At 56.3% G+C, this 18,591-nt stretch carries 12 protein-coding genes and 1 pseudogene; 6 read left to right on the forward strand and 7 right to left on the reverse strand.

What is annotated here, in order from left to right; genetic code table 11:
- Positions 1–22 precede the first annotated feature (22 nt).
- The 3 genes from repA to repC all read left to right on the forward strand — a co-directional run bounded on the left by repA (position 23) and on the right by repC (position 3,620).
- The gene (repA, locus tag J2T09_RS16650) at positions 23–1,234 is read left to right on the forward strand and encodes a plasmid partitioning protein RepA (RefSeq protein WP_306836675.1); all 1,212 of its coding nucleotides are present in this window, start codon (positions 23–25) and stop codon (positions 1,232–1,234) included.
- Positions 1,231–2,250 (forward strand): plasmid partitioning protein RepB, encoded by a 1,020-nt coding sequence (gene repB, locus J2T09_RS16655; protein ID WP_306836677.1) that lies wholly within the window; start codon positions 1,231–1,233, stop codon positions 2,248–2,250. The genes repA and repB overlap by 4 nt, the downstream gene beginning before the upstream one ends.
- Positions 2,251–2,405: 155 nt before the next feature.
- Entirely contained in the window at positions 2,406–3,620 is a 1,215-nt protein-coding gene (gene repC / locus J2T09_RS16660) for a plasmid replication protein RepC (protein WP_306836679.1), read from the forward strand.
- A 16-nt stretch (positions 3,621–3,636) separates the two neighbouring features.
- On the opposite strand, the gene J2T09_RS16665 is transcribed toward repC, so the two are convergent.
- Positions 3,637–4,875: a type II toxin-antitoxin system HipA family toxin gene (locus tag J2T09_RS16665; protein WP_306836680.1), complete on the reverse strand. Its 1,239-nt coding sequence runs from the start codon at positions 4,873–4,875 to the stop codon at positions 3,637–3,639.
- Positions 4,872–5,135: a helix-turn-helix domain-containing protein gene (locus J2T09_RS16670; RefSeq protein WP_306836683.1), complete on the reverse strand. Its 264-nt coding sequence runs from the start codon at positions 5,133–5,135 to the stop codon at positions 4,872–4,874. Before J2T09_RS16670 ends, J2T09_RS16665 begins: the two co-directional genes overlap by 4 nt.
- A gap of 328 nt (positions 5,136–5,463) precedes the next feature.
- On the opposite strand from J2T09_RS16670, the gene J2T09_RS16675 reads away from it, so the two are divergent.
- Positions 5,464–6,653, forward strand: a protein-coding gene (locus tag J2T09_RS16675) for an IS3 family transposase (RefSeq protein WP_306836684.1) whose coding sequence is annotated in 2 segments (ribosomal slippage) — positions 5,464–5,716 and positions 5,716–6,653 — 1,191 coding nt in all. Because the reading frame shifts where the segments join, the coding sequence is not laid out codon by codon here.
- Positions 6,654–6,849: 196 nt separating this feature from the next.
- On the opposite strand, the gene J2T09_RS16680 is transcribed toward J2T09_RS16675, so the two are convergent.
- From J2T09_RS16680 to tssI, 5 genes are read right to left on the reverse strand one after another with little or no spacing between them, the layout of a single operon-like run.
- The gene (locus tag J2T09_RS16680) at positions 6,850–7,653 is read right to left on the reverse strand and encodes a hypothetical protein (RefSeq protein ID WP_306836686.1); all 804 of its coding nucleotides are present in this window, start codon (positions 7,651–7,653) and stop codon (positions 6,850–6,852) included.
- On the reverse strand, positions 7,644–12,176 hold the full coding sequence (locus J2T09_RS16685; RefSeq protein WP_306836688.1) for an RHS repeat-associated core domain-containing protein: 4,533 nt from the start codon (positions 12,174–12,176) through the stop codon (positions 7,644–7,646). Before J2T09_RS16685 ends, J2T09_RS16680 begins: the two co-directional genes overlap by 10 nt.
- A gap of 24 nt (positions 12,177–12,200) precedes the next feature.
- Positions 12,201–12,647: a PAAR-like domain-containing protein gene (locus J2T09_RS16690; RefSeq protein ID WP_306836692.1), complete on the reverse strand. Its 447-nt coding sequence runs from the start codon at positions 12,645–12,647 to the stop codon at positions 12,201–12,203.
- Positions 12,647–13,834, reverse strand: coding sequence for a DUF2169 family type VI secretion system accessory protein (locus J2T09_RS16695; protein WP_306836694.1), 1,188 nt, complete (start codon positions 13,832–13,834; stop codon positions 12,647–12,649). Before J2T09_RS16695 ends, J2T09_RS16690 begins: the two co-directional genes overlap by 1 nt.
- 11 nt (positions 13,835–13,845) lie before the next feature.
- Complete coding sequence (gene tssI / locus J2T09_RS16700; RefSeq protein WP_306836695.1) at positions 13,846–16,113, reverse strand: type VI secretion system tip protein TssI/VgrG; 2,268 nt, start codon at positions 16,111–16,113, stop codon at positions 13,846–13,848.
- Positions 16,114–16,317: 204 nt separating this feature from the next.
- On the opposite strand from tssI, the gene J2T09_RS16705 reads away from it, so the two are divergent.
- Together J2T09_RS16705 and J2T09_RS16710 are read left to right on the forward strand one after the other, a co-directional pair.
- Complete coding sequence (locus J2T09_RS16705; protein WP_306836697.1) at positions 16,318–17,343, forward strand: hypothetical protein; 1,026 nt, start codon at positions 16,318–16,320, stop codon at positions 17,341–17,343.
- A pseudogene (locus J2T09_RS16710) lies at positions 17,343–18,409 on the forward strand (integrase); the annotation flags it as partial. The gene J2T09_RS16705 and the pseudogene J2T09_RS16710, both read left to right, overlap by 1 nt.
- Between the last annotated feature and the right edge of the window lie 182 nt (positions 18,410–18,591).

Below are 18,591 nucleotides of genomic sequence, written 5' to 3' on the forward strand. Positions count from 1 at the left end.
AGTGGGATTGATTAGGCTAAATATGAACAAGACCGTGATGAAACCGCCGGCTAGCGACGAGGACCTGTTAGGCCTGATCACTCGGCATTCGCGTTCGCTCGCCGCTCAGCTCCAGTCCCACCATGAGAGTGTTTTCCCACCGATCGCCGAGAAAACAATTCGTTATTTCCAGCCGGCGGAGGCCTCAAAACTTGTCGGTGTGAAAGAGGTTCATCTGCGGAATATCGCCAATGACCTTTCCGACGAGCTGGATGTGAACACCGGACCGGCCGGTCGTCGCACCTATTCTGTGCTCGATATGCACAAGATTCGCAATCATCTCGACAAGACGGGACGAGGGAGCCGCCGCTACCTCCCGCATCGACGTGATGGAGAACAGCTCCAGGTCATTTCGGTGATGAATTTCAAGGGTGGGTCCGGCAAGACCACCTCGGCAGCGCACCTGTCACAGCATCTGGCGTTGCGAGGTTATCGCGTTCTCGCGATCGATCTCGACCCTCAGGCAAGTCTTTCCAGCCTTTTCGGTGTTCAGCCGGAAACCGATGTCGGCGCCGACGAGACGCTTTATGGAGCGATCAAATATGAAGGCGCCCGAACGATGGGCGAGATCATTACAGCGACCTACATCCCGGATCTTCACCTGATCCCGGGCAATCTTGAATTGATGGAGTTCGAGCACGAAACACCGCGCGCCTTGATGAAACGCAAGGTGGGCGACACGATGTTTTTCAATCGCATCAGCGAGACCTTGGCTCAGGTTGAGCATGCCTACGACGTCGTCGTGATCGACTGCCCGCCGCAGCTTGGTTACCTGACGATGGCTGCGCTCACGGCGGCGACTTCCGTGCTTGTCACCGTCCATCCCCAGATGCTCGATGTCATGTCGATGAACCAGTTTCTCGCCATGACATCCGATCTGCTCGGCGAGATCGCTGAAGCCGGTGGTCGTTTCGACTACAGCTGGATGCGATATCTCATCACGCGCTATGAGCCTGGAGATGGTCCGCAGAACCAGATGGTTGGATATCTCCGTTCGATCTTCGGCGAGAACGTCCTGAACTATCCGATGCTGAAAACAACAGCCGTTTCAGACGCAGGACTGACCAATCAAACGCTGTATGAAGTCGAGCGAAGCCAGTTTACCAGATCGACCTATGATCGAGCTCTCGAGTCCATGAATAACGTAAACGACGAGATCGAAAGCCTGATCAAGAAAGCCTGGGGCAGAACATGAGCCGCAAAGACATTCTTCGGGGAGCCGTCACGTCAGAGCCACTTGCAGATCGTCCAGCGAGAGCAAAGGTTCGCCCAATGCTGGGCACTGCCCTGCCACCAGCCGAGACCAATGCTGCTACCCGCCTCACCAGCCAGGTCGGAAACGCTTTTGCCGAGAGCAAAGCCAAGTTCGAACGCGCCGAAGAGATTGAGCGTCGACTCGCCGAAGGCCAGACTGTTATCGAGCTGGATGCAGCACGCATTGAGCCGTCATTCGTGCAGGATCGCATGCCGGGTGACATCGATGGCCTCGTTGCATCTATCCGTGAGCAAGGTCAGCAAGTTCCGATTCTGGTGCGGCCGCATCCTGAAAAGCCTGGCTTTTACCAGGTGGCCTTCGGACACCGGCGCCTACGAGCCCTGTTGGAACTCGGCCTGCCTGTGCGGGCTGTCGTTCGTGACCTCACGGACGAGCAATTGGTGGTGGCTCAGGGACAGGAAAACAATGAACGCGAAGACCTAACCTTCATCGAGAAGGCACGTTTCGCATATCAGTTGAACAAGCAGTTCTCCCGTGACGTGGTGATTGCAGCGCTGTCCATCGACAAGAGCAATCTGTCGAAGATGATCCTTCTCGTGGAAGCCCTACCGGCTGAATTCATCGATGCCATTGGTCCTGCACCCGGAGTTGGGCGGCCAAGCTGGCAACAGCTTGCCGAGCTTGTCGAGAAAGCCGGATCGCCAGCGGGAGCAATATCCCTGGCGCGTTCGGATGAGGTCCAAGCACTCGCCTCCGTCGACAGGTTTAAAGCCGTGCTCGGTGGCCTGAAGCCTCAGCGCGGGCCCAACAAGCTGCCGCAGATCATGGCTACGCCTGCCGGTGATCGGCTGGCGCAAGTGGTACAAAGCAAGACAAAACTTGAAATATCGATCGATAGGAAGGCCGCGCCGGATTTCGCTGCCTTCGTACTCGAAAAATTGCCCGCGCTCTACCTGGAGCATCAGGCGAAAAACGAAAAGAAAAACGGAGAGTAAGCCGGGAAAAGAAAAAGGCCCCAACAACGTCGCCGTCGTGGAACCTCATTCTGTAGTCTCGCAAACACAGAATCGCATTTCCTCGAATCCTCGTCAAGAGTCTTGGCACCGTTTTGGTGAGCGGATTTCTTTTGCCTTCTGAAAGGTGAAAAGAAATGGCTATGGGGAATGTGACGACGCCCTTCGGGCGGCGACCTGTGACGCTTGCGCTTGTGAAACGGCAAGTATCTGCCAGCGAGAGCCAGACGAGCAGGCAGGTCGAAAAATGGCGCGTCTTCCGCGATGCGTCGGAAGCTCGTATCGAACTCGGCCTGCAGGATCGCAGCCTTGCGGTCCTTGACGCGCTTTTGAGTTTCTACCCGGAAAGCGAACTCTGCCATGGCGCACAGATGATTGTCTTTCCTTCCAATGCACAATTGACGCTGCGAGCGCATGGAATTGCTGGAGCGACACTTCGCCGGCATCTCGCCCTTCTGGTCAATGCTGGTCTGATCTTCCGCAAAGATAGTGCCAATGGAAAGCGTTATGCGCGAAAGGATGAAGAGGGGGCAGTCGAATCTGCCTATGGCTTCGACCTTTCACCGCTTCTGACACGTGCAGGTGAACTCGCTATCATGGCACAGAAGGTGGTTGCTGAACGGGCGGCGTTCCGTAAGACCAAGGAGTGCCTGACCATCTGCCGGCGGGATGTTCGTAAATTGATCTCGGCTGCCATGGAAGAGGGCGCGGCAGGAGATTGGCAGACGATTGAGGACATATATGTTGGCGTCGTGTCGCGGATTCCGCGATCGCCAACGCGCGCGCAGCTCGACAGCTTGCTTGATGAAATGTCTCTGTTGCGCGATGAGATCGTTAACCAGCTGGAACTTCACGAAAAATCACAAGATATGAGCATCAATGGTGCTCATATTGAGCGTCACATACAGAATTCAAAATCCGAATCCTTCCGTGAATTTGAACCTAGCTCCGAAAAAGAGCAGGGGGCGAACTCGAGCAAGAAGAAACAGGCAAAGAATGAGCCGCTGAAGGCTTTTCCGCTATCGGTCGTGCTGAAAGCCTGCCCGCAGGTTATTGATTACGCAACCGGAGGAATCATCCAGAACTGGCGCGATCTGATGTCGGCCGGCGTGCTAGTTCGCTCGGCCTTGGGTATCAGTCCGTCGGCATATGAGGATGCCTGCGAGGTGATGGGGCCGGAAAATGCGGCGATTGCCGTAGCTTGCATGCTGGAGCGAACCAACATGATCAACTCGCCTGGCGGTTATCTCCGTGATTTGACCCGTCGCTCAAGGCAGGGCGAATTTTCGCTTGGCCCAATGGTGATGGCGCAGTTGCGGGCCAACGGGCATGGTCTCGGCAAAACAGGCTGAAGGAGTTCGTCGATTTTCATCCCGGAGTGAGGATACTGTTCAATTCCTTCGTTCGAATTGCTGGTAGTCCTGCTTCCTCTGCGAATTCCGGCCAGCGAGCTAGAGAGGTCCGTACCTCGTCGATTATGGCATGCGCTGCCTTCGGCGGTATCGACGCTGCCTTTGCGACCTTCAGCATATGGGAGGTATCGGGTGCCCGCCCCGCACCTGCAACATCGGCGCTGTGCTCGCCTCCTGGACCGGAGGAATATGTCAGGTCGTAGGCCGGTGACAGCCGCCATTGGCCGTCTGCCCCCATCAGAAAGGCATGGTTCTTGGCGTGGTCGTCGCGGTTACGGGATAAAACGTTGAAGACCATGCGCCGGAACATTTTCTGCACTACCGTGACGTCACGGGTCATCAGCCAGGTGAGTTTGTGCAGCATCTCATAGTTGACGGATGGCTCCCGGTGGCTGGCATCGAGCAAGCCGCTGGCGGTGTGCATATGCAGCCTGCCCGCCGGGGTGCGGTCGAAACGTTTGGTGGCGAACAACCTGTTGCCCTTGCGTGTTTCGAATAACCGCGTCTCGGCCATGTCGATGCCGGCGGCGCGGGCCATCAATGCATAGGCCTGTTCCTCGGCGCCGATATCAGCCGGATCTTCGCTGCTGCGCGATTTGACGATCCAGTGCTCGAATGCCGGCGACATGCCCTGCCCGTAATCGAAAACGACGCTGTCGGCCACCGGATCGAAGCCGATCATGATTTTCGGCCGCGCGCCGGCGGAGCCGCCTTGGGCGCCTTGCAGCGTGTCGAGATCGGCGGCATCCATCTGATCCTGAACGAGAGCGACCTGATCGACAAACCAGTCGAGGTCGCCTTCCGCCCGGCTCTCCTCGGCAATTTCTGGAATGTAGGACAGGGCACCCATGCCGGTCGTTCCAACGGCCGAGAGACGATCAAGCGGCGTCAGTGCGTGAAAATCGATTCCTGCCCGCTGCAGGCGCCGATCGAGCAACATCCTGCCCCAGCCGTCCGGCAGGCTGTCGTTGAAAAGGCCGTGCAAGCCATCGAACGGATCACGTGGGGCCTGGATAATGCCGGCATTGGCCATCAGGTGAAAAGGAGAGACGAGAAGCGGTTCCGCGAGAAATTCGGTCGCATATTCGAAATAGGCGCGGCGTTCGGTATTGCTCCAGGCGAGCGTGCCGAGCTCTCTCGGTTTGCTCTCGATATCCAGGGTCACGCTCATTTTGCGGACAGGTTCGAATTTCATGATTTGCGGACCCTCTGCCGCAGGGGACGCTCGATGACATCTTCGATCGTTCGCGGCGCCCTGGACGGAAAAAGATGTGCGAACTCCGCTTCGGCACCCAGCACGAAGGCAATCTTGACGACGGTTTCCAGCGATGCCTTGCCGGTGTCCTCGAAGATGCGGAAAGAGCTGTAGGACACGCCGGCTCTTGCCGCCAGCTCGCGCTGGGTCAGATTGGATTCGATTCGTCGCCGTTTCGCCCGCTCGGCGAGATCGGCCATGACCTCTGCTGGCGACGACATTTTAAAAGCCATCATACTAGCATTTATTTCCTTTGCACGATTTTAATGCCAATATAATGATGTTTGTTAAAGACTCAATCGCTGCTTTTTGGGGGATGCGATACGCAATCATTTCACTTGCAAAATTGCGTTAGCGACTAAGGAATGGAGGTCCGTCGATAAGTATCCCTTATTGATGGTTATTACTTTCCAGTGAATCATGTGGCTCGCGGTCACTGGCAATGCAGGACAAGTATTGGATGACATGACCTGCCACTAAGAGTTTCCTCCAGAATGGATTAGAGTCCGGCCTATCGAGGACGGACTTTTGAAGAAGCAGCGATTTACGGAAGAGCAGATCGTTGCGGTGTTGAAGGAGCAGGAGGCCGGAGCGAAAGCGGCTGATCTTTGCCGTAGGCGCGGGATTTCCGAAGCGACCTTTTACAACTGGAAGGCCAAATACGGTGGCATGGAGGTGTCTGAGGCAAAGCGCCTCAAGGCGCTGGAGGACGAGAACGCCAAGCTGAAGAAACTGCTCGCCGAACAGATGCTGGACACAGCCGCACTCCGCGAGCTTCTTTCAAAAAAATGGTAGGGCCTGCCGCCAAGCGTGACGCTGTCGCGCACCTGAAGGCCATCATGGGCCTTTCGGAACGGCGGGCCTGTCAGATCATATCCGCGGACCGAAAGACGATGCGCTATCGATCCTCTCGGCCGCCGGAGATCGAGCTGCGAGCGAAGTTGCGCGATCTGGCCAATGAGCGACGACGGTTCGGCTACCGACGGCTGTTCATTCTGCTTCGGCGGGACGGAGAGCCATCCGGTGTCAACCGCATCTACAGGCTCTATCGCGAGGAAGGTCTTTCCGTGCGCAGGCGGAAAGCCAGGCGTCGTGCTGTTGGCACGCGTGCCCCGATCCTCGTCGAAGCAAAGGCAAATGCCCGCTGGTCACTGGATTTCGTCCACGATCAATTCGCCTGCGGCAGGCGCTTCCGCATCCTCAATGTGGTCGACGATGTCACGCGCGAATGCCTGGCGGCTATCCCTGATACGTCGATCTCTGGTCGCCGTGTCGCAAGGGAGTTGACGACGCTTGTCGAGCGACGGGGCAAGCCCGGCATGATTGTTTCAGACAACGGGACCGAACTGAACTCGAATGCCATCCTCGCCTGGTCGAAGGATCACAAGGTCGAGTGGCATTACATCGCGCCGGGAAGGCCAATGCAAAACGGCTATGTCGAGAGTTTCAACGGCAGAATGCGCGACGAACTGCTCAACGAGAGCCTGTTCTTTGGGCTCGATCATGCCCGTAGCGCCATTGCGGAATGGGCCGACGACTATAACAATGTTCGGCCGCACTCATCGCTCGGATACCAAACACCGACGGACTATGCCGGGATCATCGCCGCAACCGGCTCCAACGCTACGCAATATGGAAGCTCCGCGTTTCCGCCGGTTGCTCCCACCACGCCATTTGGCTTATCAAAAACCGCCGAGGCTCTAATCGCAGCCGGATGAAACTTCAGTGGCAGGTCAGACAAAGCAGTGTGCCGCCGTCGAAAACACGAATTATCTATCGCTGTCCACCGGACCGCTTAGGTTTTGTACCGTGATGGGCAGGTGAATTTCGAGCGGTCGAGCGCGTCAAACCGTGGGCGGGCGGATTGGTGAAATATTGGCTACTTCGATGTTTTGAGTAGCCATCCGTATGAAATTACCCTTTCAACAGTTTCTCCAGCACTGCCTTCGCGTCGTCACCACTCGGATCGAACATTGTTTGGCGGTCCACTTTCTCGCCCCAACGTCTAAAATCACTTTTTTCTATCCAATGCGGCGCTGTTTTCGAGAAGCCACCCGGTCCATCGAACGCAAAATCGACGACTGCAATGTCATTTAGGGGGATGAAAAACGGTCCAATCAAAAGTTTAGCTTCGCAATCTTGCTTAATCCTCTCAGACGCAACCCAAGTCAATTTGGGGATTTGTCTCGTAGAAAAGAGTTCGGGGAGCCCCTCTTTCAATACGATAGAAATACACGCCGTAACGGACGGATTTTCACCAGATCGGTCTAATGTATTCGGGCCGTCGATCTCCGAATGGTAACGGCCATCAATATCCATTTCAGAGTATTCGAAAGCGTTGTCCTGCTCAATTACCTGACAAAAATTCATAGGCTGGCGCGAATTTGGGGCTCCTGCTTCATTCGTCATGGCCACGCTTCTGAAAACAAACCTGTCGCTTCCGAACTTTTCTAACGTATCCACCAAAGCGTCGGAGGCGAGGAAGCCATCGGCGGTTGGATAAAAATCAAGGTTGATGTCATCTTCGCGTGATACGAAAAACAGATCCTCCAGAAAATCGTAACGGCCGAGATGCTCGTTCCAACAAGGCTGTAGCGTCTCCAAGCCTATATCTTCGTAATTTCCTACTTGTTTCGGGCTGAGCGCCCCCTTCAGGAAATGTGGAGCACGACTGTCGCGATCAGCCGCGTATGTCAGGATGAAATAATCTACGGGCATTGGTTCATATTAGCTCCAGGGAACGCGGACGCGAATGCTCTTATGATCTGGATGTTCTGCTGCTGCAATGCAACCAGTTCTCGACGTGCCATGTTGTCGGCAGCGGCTCTTTGGGCGGAAGTCCTTGCGCAATTGCGCGCTCGGCGCCACTTCGCCTCGATGCCGCTCACCGCGGTTTCGTTACGAGCATTGTACGTCGCGTGAGCACCACGGTGGATCGGCAAGGGCGGGTTATTCGCATTTGTAGCATCTGTCGGTAGTGCAATCCCGTTGGACGCGGCGTCACGTCGCATGCCCAGTGCATTGAACATCGGTCTGTGATTACCCCAAACGGCGCACGGAATCAGATGGTGCGCCTGCCAGGGAACATTCAAACCCCGGCCAGCGGCGATCAGATTGTTCCGCAGGGTCGCGAGACCGAGCGGATCAACAGCTTCAGTAGGATAAGCTACGTAGCCGTTCTGTCTCAATCCGCCAAGTAGCCCGATGGGGTCCGAGCTCATATATTGGCAAGACAGTGGATCATACGTTCTCATAAGGTTATAAAACAGGCCTGTTTCCAAGTCCTCCCACTGCCCTTGAAAACGGATCGGGCACAGCATCCTGGCCGCTATTGTGTCGGCGTCACCGGCACTTCGCAATTCGGCATGATTAACTTCACCGTTCCACGCGGCGGATATGTCAAGCGCGTTGTTCCCCGCAGCCGCGACCCACTTCGCGGTCTCCGGTCGCGTCTGATTGTCGTTCGTAGCTGCAGACCAGAGAGATCGAATATCTCCCCAAAGTCGATAGGATGCAGCCCAGACCAGGCTCCCCGCCTCATCAACCATCTCTTTCGGAGTGCCGAGATGATCCGTCACAATATGAAGAACATCTCCCGACGCACCATCTTCACGCAACAGTGGCGTGAAGCTGTTTGGGAGGAAATGCCACCATGTTGCCCGTGCCAGTTCGTCAGACATGCCGTTCCTCGGCGCATGCCGTTCTCGAACAAGTGGCACTTCCGCGGCGATGACATTGCCATCCCATACGAAGCGAGTACCAGAAGACAGTGTCTGGAACCCCGCCTGCCCCGCTGAGGGGAGGAGACGTTTGTCGATGCGGCGGCCGAGCGGGTCATAGGTGTATCGCCATACGGATCCATCGGGGCAGATCGCCTGGGTCATCCGATCGAACCCGTCCCACACGAAACGCCAGACAACCGGGCGAAAACCATCGCGTTCCACGCGACGCTCAATCACCCTCCCATTAGCGTCATAGACAAAATTGATAGACTCGCCCCTTGGGCCGCATGCCGCTTCGACGCGTCCGCCGGCAGAGCTTGTCCACGATGCAATTGGGCGCCCCAAAGGTTTCTCTGGTAAAGCCGTCTGGGATCCTGCGACATCCAATGTCGGTGAATACGCAAAACGTTCGCTCTCCATGGCATCCGAGGGAAAACCGGGAATGTCATTTTTCCCAGTTTGCCCTAGCGCTGGCGGTTGTCCTATTTTCAGATCGCTACCATGTGTCGCTTCGATAATCTGGTTATTACTATCTGGCTTGTACCTCGTCTCTCCCCACAGCGGGTCAGAGACCGCAATCGGCGACGACGTCCGGTTCCACTGATAAAACCGGGTCCATTGTGAAGCGACAGGATGGCGGGGCGCGCGGGGCTCTGCAGAGGGACTTGATTTAGGTGAATAGTGCGCTGTCTGGCTGATGAGTTGCCCTACGACGTCATAGTGATGTTCCAGCAACAAACTCTGTGCGCTGGATCGCTCCCTTTCTCTCCCGGCTTTGTCGCGTGAAATCGTGAGCTTCGTCTGCCCACCTACGCTCAGTGATGTCAAAGCGCCCATGGGATCATAGGAATATGTGGTGATATGCGCACCGATTTTCCGCTCGATACGATTACCACAGCAGTCGAGTTGGCTTTCTACACGAAGGCCATTCACGGTTTCGGCAATCAAGCGGCTTGCGTCGTCATACTCCAGTGTTACTGTCGAAGATGCGTTTGCCAGGCTTGCGAGCAAACCTCGGTCATCATAGGTGTACGTTTCCTCTTCGATTTCGTCTCGTCCGGGGAGAGCGACCGTGCGCCTGAGAAGCAAGCCGGATCGATCCCATGCATAAGAAGTGGTGCGCCCGTCCGGATGCGTTGTCTCGGTCACCCGATCGGCCCTGTCGTAACCGTAGGTCGTTACCTTTCCATCGAAATCCGTTTCCCGGACAATGCGCCCGGCGGGATCACGGTCGAAGGTCCATTCGCGACCTGTCGCATTAACGACCTTTGCCAACTTGAATTCGTCATCATAGACAAAACGGAGACGATTGCCTTCCGGATCGACAACCTCGACGATGTTGCCAAGGCCATCGTAGATATAGGTGGTGCTGTTGCCTTCACCATCGACCGTGATGACCTCACGGCCCCGATTGCTGCTTTCAACTCTGTTGGTTACACCATCGGGCCTTTTCACGTTTGTCGGCGTGTAAAAGTCCATGCCGCTTTGATCTTCGTAGCTGAACCGTGTTGTCTGCCCCATGGTATCAATCACGGCTGTAACGCGACCAAAGCCGTCGCGTTCGTAACGTGTTCTGCCTCCGCGAAAATCGAGAGTTTCTTTCAGCCAGTGGTGGCTGTCGTAGGCATGCTGTTCCAATAGACCGTCATGACGACTTATGCCGATTGGTTGACCCGCAGCATTGTTCTTGATCTCGGTGATGTGGCCAAGCGGATCGGTGACCTGCTGCAGTGAGCCTCTATCGTCGTATTGGTATTGCCAAGACTTTCCGGCGTTGTCGATGACCATTTCGAGGGCATTGTCGCTGCTCCAGACGAAAAAGGTGGAGCGGCCCTCGGCATCGGTGGTCGAGGCGACGTTGCAGAATGGATCATATGTGTAGGAAATGGAATTGCCTTCACCATCTACGACAGCGGCGACGAGGCCCCGATCGTTTTCGATAGTTCGCTTCTCATGTCCGAGGCCGTTGACCTCACGCGTTATATTCTTGCTGTCGTTATAGAAGAATTTCTGTGCACGTGAGGGATCTCCGGCAGGCAGGTAAGTCGAAACACCATTTTCCTCGTCATACTCGAACCGCGCCGGATTGAATTTCCGATTGGTTTGTATACGCGTGCGGCGCTGCTGCTCGTCATACTCGTAATTCGCTTCATAATCGCCGTTGCGTACGAGGCGCAGGATTTGGCCGTTTTCGTCATAGGTAAACTCGTGTCGCTCGCCATACGGGCATTCCGCAAGAATCAGCCTTCCGGAGCTGTCGTAGGCATAGCGCATCACGACCTTGCGGCTCCCATCCACACCTTCGAGTGTTATCAGGCTGCGTTGGTTCGTTCCGACGTATTCGAAATGGACCTTGAGCCCTTCTGGGGTTGTAATCTTAAGAAGGTTGCTGCCGGCGTCACGATCAAAGACGAGTGCGTTGCCGAGCCTGTCCTCAATTCGTGATATACGCCAGATATCGTCAGCACATTTATTGAATGTCGAGACTCTTCCGTTCTCTCTAAGCAATAGGGAGCGGCGATGGCCTTGCTGGAGTTCGGTTCGACGATCGGTGCTTCCCTCTACCCATCCGCCGGGTATCGGAGTTGGAGGCTTGAAATGGATGACAAAGCCTTCGTCGTCGATAAAGGCGAACCTTCCATGCTCGTCTCTTTGGATCGTTGCATCGAACTCCGTTATGCGATGCCGTCCCAGAGGCCCCGACTGCTCCAGATCACCATAAAACATGGAGCCAAGTTCTAAAGCAATCAGTCCCTCAATGCGAAACTGCGGATCGATATGAGCTGCGACGCCTGTTGGCATGAAAGTGGGATTCCCTGACAGGCGACAATCCCGGCGTTTTTTGCGATCACGCCTTCTTCCAGCCACACGCTCTTGACGTTTTGGGCGAGCAAGGCGTTTCGCCATCCTCAAGATTCGCGGAGCGACTTTCTTTATTCCTCGACGGAAAAGGCCTTGTAAGATCGAGCCGGGATTGATCGGAATGTCGGCAACCCATCCGATGGGTTTAAGGACATTGAAATAAAACCAGCTGTCAGCCTCCACTCCATCCTTGAGCGCGTTGATATAGCTGCGATTATACTGCGCAGGCATATAAGTATTGTATTTTGACGCAGTCTCAGGGTCGTAGGGATCAAGGCCTCCTTGTTCAGCCCATGAGTGGTAATCACCGGGTTCGAAATGACCGGTACCACTTTCAAACGGGTCGACAGCGAGATCATACGAGGTATCAATTACGCTACGGTCTATTGCCACTTCGCGTAGCTGCTGTTCGATCTCTGCTCGCGCAGCCGGATCCGTTGCGTTTGCTAGCTCCGATTCAAGCTCTCGCTTTTCCTGATCTAATGCTGCTTTTTCGTCTTCCCGGCCTTTCTCGTACTGTTCCCATGCATCGAGCCAGTCCGCAAGCGTCCAAGTTTGTTCACCTGCTCCGATGGCAAATTCGCCCTCTGCATTGGCTGGATGGACCGAATCGTTCGGCAAGCCGCCGCCGCTCGAATGGATTGATGTCTCACCCATTTGGTATCCTTGCCCCGTATTCGTTCAAACTTGAGAGTTCGCAGGTGTGCCTATAGCGGCGGTCAGCAGCGGTTCGTTGGCCTCGCTCATTCGTCTGCTGGGCTCAGGGGGATTGGGATCCGGATGATTGATCCAAGCCGGATCACGATCTCTGACCACGGCCCATCCTTCCGAATAAACCGTTTTTGAGGCGTGCTTTGCGTGCGCATACCCTTTGTAGCCGGCTATTTTGGAACCCCGTCCGATCCCCGGCTCATGTCCAGTCACCATAAGAGCTCGCGAATTCAACTGGAAATCGAGCATGGTGTTGTTTCGAACGGTCTTTGAGGTCCGAATGGCCCGATCTAGATCCACCATCGACATGTAAGGAACGTCCACCATCGAAGAACCCATGGGTGTCTTGCAGACATCCGGCCCCTTGGTGTGAACGATGTTGGAGCCGTGGTTCCTTGCTGAAATAGGGACAACCATTATACCTCCTGCAACTCGACATGTTCTTCATTGTCGTGCGCGACCTCTTTCGGTGTCAGGCGTAACGTCGGCTCCGTTGGATCGTCCTCCCAGCGAACGCTGATGGCCTCTGTAACCGTCAGATCGAAAGGTGTTCGCCATAGGCAATGGACACGTGGGTCGTGTCTAAACTCGTCGCTGATCTCTAAAAAAACCGTGTCCCGGACCATTTCGAGCAAAACCCGTTCGCCGTTAGCCAAAACCGCTGTGACAACCGGCTTTGAGGCAGGGATACGGATCACGAATTGCGGATCGGTTGGGTGAAGGTGTTTCAAATCTACGATAAGGCTGCCCTCAAGAAACCTGTTACCTTGTAAGTCTGGATGGGCAGCATTGTGGAAAGCGAAATCATAGTCTTTCGCCCATTTTGGCCATACGTTGTCGAGCCAGTTCTGATCATATGTTCCGCCAAGCGCACGCCTTGGGAGCCACGCAGGAGGAGTTGGGCCAAAGCCCTGTGGCGAGTAGCGTGTATCAGCAGTGATCACCGGATAGAGAGGGTCTTCGATCTGGGGGGCCGGTACCGGATATCTGCGATCTGTGTGCTGATTATCGATTAGACCGCGCCCGATGGGGTTGTGCTCATACGCGGTGAAGAAAGGCTCATTGTCTTCGTTTTTGCCCGTTTCGATCATCCCGCCAAAAGCGTACTCGTATCGGATCGGAAGCTGCGAAATGGGGTCGGGCTCGCTAAGTTTCCATCCTTGGAACAGTTTTCCAAAACGCTGCCATTCGGCCTCCTCGTTCGCCGAGAGTGCCCGAAACCATTCCGGCTGCCACTGTCGCGGCCCGGTTATGTGCAGTGTCTTTTCGACGAAAACACCCTTGTCGTCGGAAACCCTGACTGAAACGTCCCATTCACGGGCTGTAATTTCGCCTGGAGCATAGGCAGTTGCGTCAAGAATGACTTCGCTCCGAGGTTTGTAGGGCACAAAATCGGAAGGGTATCGAACCGACGAAGCGTTCAATTCGCCGTGGTACTCGTCCGTAAAGGCAAAGGGTTCCTGCTCAGAAGAGAGTACGCAAGTTCCGTCCTGCCGGATATCCATAGACGTCTTGATCATAAAGACGCCAAACTCCCGCCCGTCCGCATCAAAATTTGAGAAACGGAGATTTGCAAAAGGGGTAAAATTTGTGATGGAAACCATGAGCCGTCCGATCAGTTCAGATCAATAACCTTGCCGATTTGCTGGAATGGCCCTTCCGCCTCGAAATGAAACTTCACCCCCTTGATGATGACGGTCCCATCCTTTTTCATCACCATTTTCGATTTTCCGACTTCGATGACGTATTCTTCCCCGACAATAAGCTTCTTTGCCTTACCGACGTTTTCAACCGAAGTCTGACCGACATTGGAGACTTTCGTTGTGCCAATCTGTTCGACCTGAGCAACCCCAACAGTGGTCGATTGAAATGAACCGATGATAGTGTTCGCGATGCCTGGCAACGGAAACAAGCTGGATGCGGCGTCCCCGACTCCGGTGCCAGATCCGGCAAGCGCGGTACCGGCATCTGCGCGAGGGCTTAAGCCGCTGACCACTCCTTGCCGGCTACCCAGTCCCTCCGCCCCTAGGAAACCGAGAGCGGAGGAGGCGAGGGTCCCAGCAAATGCGGCCACCGCTGGCGTGCTACCGCCAGCAATCTGGCTTGCTTGCATCAGGAGGCCGGAAGTTTGTCCTGCGAGTCCCTGCACTGCACCCATTAGCGCCATGGCCATCGGTCCGGTACCACCGACAACGGTGTTCATCGACCCACCGACCTCGTGTTTCTGGTTACCACCCACCTCGACCGTACGGTTGGCGCCAATCGCCGATACTTCATGACGATCGATCCGCTTGGTCCGGTCGTTGAGAACGCGCGTCGTCTGGTCCTTCTGGGCATGGAAGAACATGTTTTCCTGGCCCGCCTCGTCTTCAAATGTCATCTCGTTGAAGCCCTGGCCTTTATGCGAATTCGACCGCATGACCATGCGCGTCTTGTTGGCAGGCAGGTCGTAAGGCACGGAATTGCTCGGGTTGGGCACAACACCCGTCACCAGCGGCCGGTCGGGATCGCCATCGACATAGGCAATCATCACCTCCATGCCGATGCGCGGAATGACCTGCGCACCCCAGGTGCCACCGCCCCAGCTTTGGGCGACGCGTACCCAGCAAGTGTCGGATCCGTCCTTCTTGGCCTTGCGGTCCCACGGGAACCACACCTTGATGCGGCCGTACTGGTCCGGGTGGATTTCTTCACCTTCGGGGCCGGCAACGATCGCGACCTGCGTGCCCTCGATGCGTGGGCGTTTTGTCTCCCGGTGCGGCGTCATCGGTACGCGTGAGGGAACCGCTTCGAACTCGTTGCGATATTCCGGCTCGTTGCTGTTGGTCTCATAGGAGCGATCCACCACCGTCTGGACCGACTTGATGACGACATGCTCGTCATAGGCATGATCGGGATGCGCGACTTCGTATGGCGTGAACCGGCGGCCGGTTTCGATGATGCGGCTCGTCGAGGCACCATACACCCGATCATGGTCAGCCTCAGACGCCTGTGACCTGAGTTTCTGAGCACGCTCGGCTTCAGCAACCGAGGAGATGCGAGCCGGGTATTCATAAAGCTCACGTTTGGTGGCATCCGGCATTTGCACCAGAGACGGCGTCATCGTGCCCGGCACCATGCGCGGGGTCTCAAAATTCCAGTCAGCGCCGGCGCGTTGGCCCGGTACGTAAGAAAACTGTCGTGCCCATTCGTTAATATGGTTGCGATCGGACGAACCCTGGGCGAGACGCACCCTGCCCTCGCCCTGAGCGGACGGTGATGGGCCGAGCCAGCCATTGGCCGTATCGGCCACATGCAGTTTGTGCTTGCCGTCCTCGTGGCTGAACCAGTAGAATAGGCCGTCTTCCTCAAAACGTCTTGATAAATAAGCGAAATCCGTCTCGTTCCATTGAACTGAGTAATGCTGCTTGGGTGGCGATGTAATCACGCCCGATGTATCGGGTGCCGGAATGCCGTGTTCGGAAAACAGGATTTCGGCGATCTCCACTGCAGTCTTGTCCATCCAGATACGGCAGTCGGAGCGACGGGTCAGGAGCCACATCTGCGGACGCAGCACCATGGCATAGGAGCGCAGGCCGCGGGTGATCGGCGGGCCTTCGTTGAGTTGGGTGACGAGACCGTTGAACGGACGGCGGATGGCTGAACCTGCCTCACCATCACCCTGCTGTACCTCGACCGAGACATCCAGCAGCCGGCCGATCAGTTCTTCCGGCTTGATTTGCGCTTTCTTGGTGCGGGCGACGAGGCGTATCTCGAACAGCGAGGAAATGCCTTCCTCGATCGTCACGCGCTCAGGCAGGAGCTGGTCTTCACCCAGCGGGGAGTTGATCTTGAGAATGCGGCTCGCCTGGATGAAGTCGGCGGCGGAAGATGCATTGTCCATGGTCGCGCTCCGGCAGTCTGAAAACCAAGAAAAGCACCACTGGAAGCGATAAGCTGGATCCGGTGATGCGAAAAAATGCACGTCTTAATCGCGGCAAAAACTAGAGCCGCGATCCGTCAGGTCAACCCTGAATGGGCAGGGGGTTGCAGATAGGGGGAATTTACGGGACCCAGCAGTTGCAAAAGCGGCTGGAGAAAGAGGGCATTGTCTGTTGCAAAAATCGGCGAGACCGGCATCTTTGGTGCCGCGCTTCGATTGATCCGTTTCGGCTTGGGGTGCGGGATGGCGCAAGGCAGACAGGCGGGCGAACAGTTGGCCAGGAAAAAAGACGACAGGCAAACGATCGCGCCACCTGCAGATGACGCCGACACATATGCGCTCAATCGCGAGGAGCCGAATGAACGACGTGGCGGCGGCTGGACGGTAGCGCTGCGTCGGCGCGGAAAGAAGATCGTGCGGCTGTTCAAGGACAGTATCTACGGATCGTCCGATGCCGCCTATGTCCAGGCCCGTGCTTATCGCGATGCCATCATCACCGCCCTGCCCCCACCGACCAATCTCGAACAGGCGGTGAAGATCCGAAAGAACAACAAGAGCGGCATATCAGGCGTCCGGCGGGTAGAGACAGAAGAGGGCGATGTTTGGCAGGCAACGCTGATGACCAATGAGGGCCAGAAGCGTGAGAGCTTCTCCATCGGCCGGCTGGGCGAGGAAGCCGCCAAGTCGATGGCGATTGCGCAGCGCATCCGCTGGCTAAAAGCGTTGCCGGTCAAACATCTTGCTTATGCCCATCATGCGGAAGAGATCACACGTCAGAACTTTGACCATCAGCTCGATGTGATTGCCGATGTAGCGCCGCAAGTGCAGATCAGCGAGGAGGATGTCGTTGCGCGCATCGCCGAGATCAATGCTCGCTTTGATGCCTACCGCCCTCCCCGGCTCAAAGTGCGTGTCAAAAGCTACGGGCCGGCACGGCTGGCCGTCGCTGTTTCTGATGGTGGTTCTCCGGCCAAACGAAAACTGGCGCATGTCAACACGGCCAGGATGATGCATGGCGGGGCGCTGGCCGCTGCCGGCAAAGTTCACGAAGTCGTCGAAGAGATCTACAACGCTGACGTTGCCCGCTGGTTTGCCACAGAGCATGGCAATGCATTGCTGGCGCCGGAGGGCTTTGATCCTGCGATCGGCTTCAACGTCACCGTCTGGGTGCCGGTGGAGTTGATCCGCTGATGCCGCAAAAGCGCAAACCGGCAGCCTCACTCTCCTCCGTCGATCGCCGCGCGGCCGAGCTCGATACGATCGCCGCCGTTCTCCCGATCGATCGCCGTGATGAACTTGCCGAGCTGCTGACCGATCAGGATGTCGAGACACTCCGGCATCTGGTCAATGAAGGCATGGGTGACAATACGCTGCGTGCCCTCACCTCCGATCTTGCCTATCTGCAGGCATGGTCACTGGCAGCAACAGGCGCATCCCTGCCCTGGCCGGCGCCGGAGGCGATGCTGCTGAAATTTGTCGCCCATCACCTTTGGGATCCAAACAAACGCAACACCGATCCCGATCACGGCATGCCGATCTCTGTCGAGCAAAACCTCCGTGCTCAACGCTTCCTGAAATCCGCCGGCCCTCACGCACCCGACACCGTGCGCCAACGGCTTGCCTCGTGGTCGACGCTGACCAGATGGCGCGGTCTGACTGGAGCATTTGCCTCCCCGGCCCTCAAGTCGGCAATCCGCCTTGCCGTGCGCGCCACGCCGCGACCACGTAAACGCAAGAGTGCCAAAGCCGTGACAGGTGATGTTGTCGCCAAATTACTGGCGACCTGTGGCAGCGACGGTCTTCGCGATATCCGTGACCGGGCGATCCTGATGGTGGCTTTGCCTCAGGTGGCCGTCGCCGCAGCGAGATCGTTGGGCTGCGAAAGGAACAGCGCGCCGACAAGCCATCGATCGCCACCGAGGATGGCACCACCCTGTCCTCTCTCGCCATCCATCTCGGCCGCACCAAGACATCCGGTGCCGATCACGATGAAGTCGTCTATCTTACCGGCCGGCCAGTCGATGCACTCAACGCCTGGCTCGAAGCGGCCCGCATCGACACGGGCAGCATATTCCGCGCGGTCGATCGCTGGGGCAATGTGGTCAGACGCACGATCGATCCGCAGTACGTCAACGACATCGTCAAGCAGCAGGTAAAACTTGCCGGGCTGGAGCCTGGGGAGTTTTCGGCACACGGGTTGCGGTCAGGGTATCTGACTGAGGCAGCCAATTGTAGTGTACCTTCGCCGGACGCGATGGCGCGCGAAATCTTCTTGTCGCAAACCCTGGCAGTTGCCAGGGTTTTCCGAAGACCGCTACCATCAGTTTCGTGGCCGAGATCACTCGTCCAGAGTAGGTGGATCCTTGGTGGGTTGAGCGAGGGTAGGGGACGTTGCTGAAAGCTTGGTGACTATGAGTTGAAGACTTTTCCGCTTGCAGG

The organism is Neorhizobium huautlense (assembly GCF_030811685.1).
Classification (GTDB): domain Bacteria; phylum Pseudomonadota; class Alphaproteobacteria; order Rhizobiales; family Rhizobiaceae; genus Neorhizobium; species Neorhizobium huautlense_A.

Excerpts from the sequence above, each read along its gene's own strand:
- repA (WP_306836675.1), top strand. The coding sequence starts at position 23 with ATGAACAAGACCGTGATGAAACCGCCGGCTAGCGACGAGGACCTGTTA.
- repB (WP_306836677.1), top strand. The coding sequence starts at position 1,231 with ATGAGCCGCAAAGACATTCTTCGGGGAGCCGTCACGTCAGAGCCACTT.
- repC (WP_306836679.1), top strand. The coding sequence starts at position 2,406 with ATGGCTATGGGGAATGTGACGACGCCCTTCGGGCGGCGACCTGTGACG.
- J2T09_RS16665 (WP_306836680.1), bottom strand. The coding sequence starts at position 4,875 with ATGAAATTCGAACCTGTCCGCAAAATGAGCGTGACCCTGGATATCGAG.
- J2T09_RS16670 (WP_306836683.1), bottom strand. The coding sequence starts at position 5,135 with ATGGCCGATCTCGCCGAGCGGGCGAAACGGCGACGAATCGAATCCAAT.
- J2T09_RS16680 (WP_306836686.1), bottom strand. The coding sequence starts at position 7,653 with ATGCCCGTAGATTATTTCATCCTGACATACGCGGCTGATCGCGACAGT.
- J2T09_RS16685 (WP_306836688.1), bottom strand. The coding sequence starts at position 12,176 with ATGGGTGAGACATCAATCCATTCGAGCGGCGGCGGCTTGCCGAACGAT.
- J2T09_RS16690 (WP_306836692.1), bottom strand. The coding sequence starts at position 12,647 with ATGGTTGTCCCTATTTCAGCAAGGAACCACGGCTCCAACATCGTTCAC.
- J2T09_RS16695 (WP_306836694.1), bottom strand. The coding sequence starts at position 13,834 with ATGGTTTCCATCACAAATTTTACCCCTTTTGCAAATCTCCGTTTCTCA.
- tssI (WP_306836695.1), bottom strand. The coding sequence starts at position 16,113 with ATGGACAATGCATCTTCCGCCGCCGACTTCATCCAGGCGAGCCGCATT.